This is a genomic window from Saccharomonospora iraqiensis subsp. iraqiensis (assembly GCF_000430445.1).
Classification (GTDB): Bacteria; Actinomycetota; Actinomycetes; order Mycobacteriales; family Pseudonocardiaceae; genus Saccharomonospora; species Saccharomonospora iraqiensis.
In genome coordinates, this window is the sequence record NZ_KE387111.1 from 16,998 (window position 1) to 19,588 (window position 2,591).

Here is a 2,591-nt window from a genome sequence, read left to right on the forward strand (position 1 = left end):
CACCACCGTGGCGCCCCGGCCGGTCCGTCCGCCAGGGCACGGCCGATGCCCCGGCTCGCGCCGGTGACCAGCGCGACCCGTCCGGTCAGGTCGAACGACGTCGTCGACACGGGTCTCCCTCCTCCGGGCGCGGACGCCCCGGGTCACGCGATCGCGTACACCAGCGAGGCCAGGCCGAAGCCGACCAGGCCGATCGTGGTCTGCATGACGGTCCAGGTCTTGAGCGTGGTCTTCACGTCCATCTGGAAGAACCGGCCGACGAGCCAGAAGCCCGAGTCGTTGACGTGGCCCGCCGTGACCGACCCCGCGGCCAGGGCCAGCACGAGCGCGGCCAGTTCGACCCCGTTGAACGCCCCGCCCGCGACGATCGGCTGCATGAGCCCGGCCGCGGTGGTGAGCGCGACGGTGGCCGACCCCTGGGCGACCCGCAGGGTCGTGGCGATCAGGTAGCCGGCCACGACCGCGGGGAGGCCGATGTCGGACATCGCCCCGGAGACGGCGTCGCCGATGCCGCTGGCCTCCAGCACACCGCCGAACATGCCGCCCGCCCCGGTGATCAGGATGATCGCGGCGACCGGGCCGAGCGCGGAGTCGAGCAGCTTCTCCACGGTGTCCTTGCCGCGTCCCCGCCGGGTGCCGAGCACGTACATGGCGACGAACACCGTGATCAGCAGGGCGATCGGGGTGGAGCCGAGCGTGAGGACCACGTCGTACCAGCCGGCGTCACCGTCGACCCAGCCGACCTCACCGGCCGTGCTCAGCCCGGTGTTCGCGAAGATCAGCAGGACCGGGAGCAGCAGCAGGCCGATCACCGTGCCCGCCTTCGGCGGGTTCTCGTCGTGCTCGGGCTCGCCGCCGAGGATGTCGGGCACCGGCAGGACGATGCGGTTGCCCACCCACAGGCCGTAGAGGTAGCTGGTCAGGTACCAGGTCGGCACGGCCAGCAGCAGGCCCAGTGCCAGCACGAGCCCGACGTCGGCGCCCAGCAGGCCGCTGGCGGCGACCGGGCCGGGGTGCGGCGGCACGTAGACGTGCATCACCGAGAACGCGCCCGCGGCGGGCAGGCCGTAACGCAGGACACCGCCGCCGAGCCTGCGGGCGACGGAGAACACGATCGGCAGCATCACCACGAGCCCGGCGTCGAAGAAGATCGGGAAGCCGAACAGCAGGGACGCGACACCGAGCGCGAGGGGCGCCCGGCGTTCGCCGAACCGGCGGATCATCGCGTCGGTGAGTGCCTGGGCGCCGCCGCTGACCTCGACGAGCCTGCCGAGCATGGCGCCGAGGCCCACCAGCAGGGCCACACTGGCGAGGGTGGATCCGAACCCCTCGGTGAGGGTGTCCATCACCTGCCCCGCCGGGATGCCCGCGGCGAACGCGGTGCCGATGCTGACCACGACCAGCGCCAGGAAGGCGTGGACGCGGAAGCGGATGATGAGCAGCAGCAGGACGGCAACCGCGCCCGCCGCGATGCCGAGCAGCGGTCCGGCGCCGAGGGTCTGGGTCCACTCGTCGGTGTTCATCGAAAGCTCCGTTGCTTCTCGCGGTCGGTGGGGACGGACTCGCGGGTGCGGACCCCGCCCCTATCCGGGGGGCGGCGTCCCGGGCCCGGTCGAGCCGGAGCCGGGGGAGAGGCCGAGCCGGGACAGGGCCGTGTCGGCGATCTCGTCGGGGCCGAGTCCGAGGTCGACACGGATGCCGTCCTCGTCCGGGGCGAGGTCCTCCAGGTCGTGGAACTGCGAGTCCAGGAGTGAGGACGGCATGAAGTGGCCGGAACGACCGGACAGCCTGCGGACAATCAGGTCCGGCTCACCCCGCAGATGGACGAACCGCACCCGGGCCGACGACTCCCGCAGGATGTCGCGGTAGGACCGTTTCAGGGCCGAACAGGCGACGACGGTGTCGGTGCCCCCGTCGGCCCGTCCGGTGATCCAGTCCCGCAGGGCCCGTAGCCACGGCCCCCGGTCGGCGTCGGTGAGCGGGATCCCGGCGGTCATCCGTTCGACGTTGGCCGCCGGGTGGAACTCGTCCGCCTCGGCCATGATCCAGCCGAGCCGGTGTGCGAGTGCGGCGGCGACCGTGCTCTTCCCGGCGCCGGAGACCCCCATCACCACCAGGCACGTGGCAGCCATGGCCTCGCTCCTCACTGAAAGGTAGTACCTAATGCGGCGAAAGATAACACCATTGAGTCGACCGGAGGAAGACGCGGGGGCGTCGATAGGCTCGGGGCGTGAGCACGCAGCCGGGTGCCGGGGTTCTGCACGACACCGTGCTGGACACCATCGGCGCCGAGATCACGAGCGGGGACCTGCCCTGTGACCACGTGCTGACCCTGGACTCCATCCGGGACCGGTTCGGCGTCTCCCGGACGGTGGCCCGGGAGACGATGCGCATCCTGGAGTCGATGGGGCTGGTCCGCTCGCGCCGGCGCGTCGGCATCACGGTCCAGCCGGTGGAGAACTGGAACGTCTTCGACCCGCGGGTCATCTGGTGGCGGCTCGCGGGGCCGGGGCGGGACGCCCAGCTGCGGACCCTGACGGAACTGCGGATCGCGGTCGAACCGCTGGCCGCGGGCGCCGCCGCCCGCAGCG

3 protein-coding genes are annotated in these 2,591 nt (G+C 72.3%); 1 reads left to right on the plus strand and 2 read right to left on the minus strand.

The genetic code is table 11. From position 1 onward, the window contains the following. Nucleotides 1–143: 143 nt before the first annotated feature. Together ACTIR_RS0116505 and ACTIR_RS0116510 are read right to left on the minus strand one after the other, a co-directional pair. Nucleotides 144–1,523: a GntP family permease gene (locus tag ACTIR_RS0116505; protein WP_026455114.1), complete on the minus strand. Its 1,380-nt coding sequence runs from the start codon at nucleotides 1,521–1,523 to the stop codon at nucleotides 144–146. A 60-nt stretch (nucleotides 1,524–1,583) separates the two neighbouring features. Beyond that, nucleotides 1,584–2,132: a gluconokinase gene (locus ACTIR_RS0116510; RefSeq protein ID WP_026455115.1), complete on the minus strand. Its 549-nt coding sequence runs from the start codon at nucleotides 2,130–2,132 to the stop codon at nucleotides 1,584–1,586. Nucleotides 2,133–2,230: 98 nt separating this feature from the next. Between ACTIR_RS0116510 and ACTIR_RS23870 the strand changes: the two genes are divergently transcribed. Then, nucleotides 2,231–2,591: FadR/GntR family transcriptional regulator (locus ACTIR_RS23870; RefSeq protein WP_034240557.1), on the plus strand; the 361-nt coding region annotated here is incomplete at its 3' end.

Bases quoted from the DNA above. Each gene is read 5' to 3' on its own strand.
- ACTIR_RS0116505 (WP_026455114.1), bottom strand. From the start codon at position 1,523: ATGAACACCGACGAGTGGACCCAGACCCTCGGCGCCGGACCGCTGCTC.
- ACTIR_RS0116510 (WP_026455115.1), bottom strand. From the start codon at position 2,132: ATGGCTGCCACGTGCCTGGTGGTGATGGGGGTCTCCGGCGCCGGGAAG.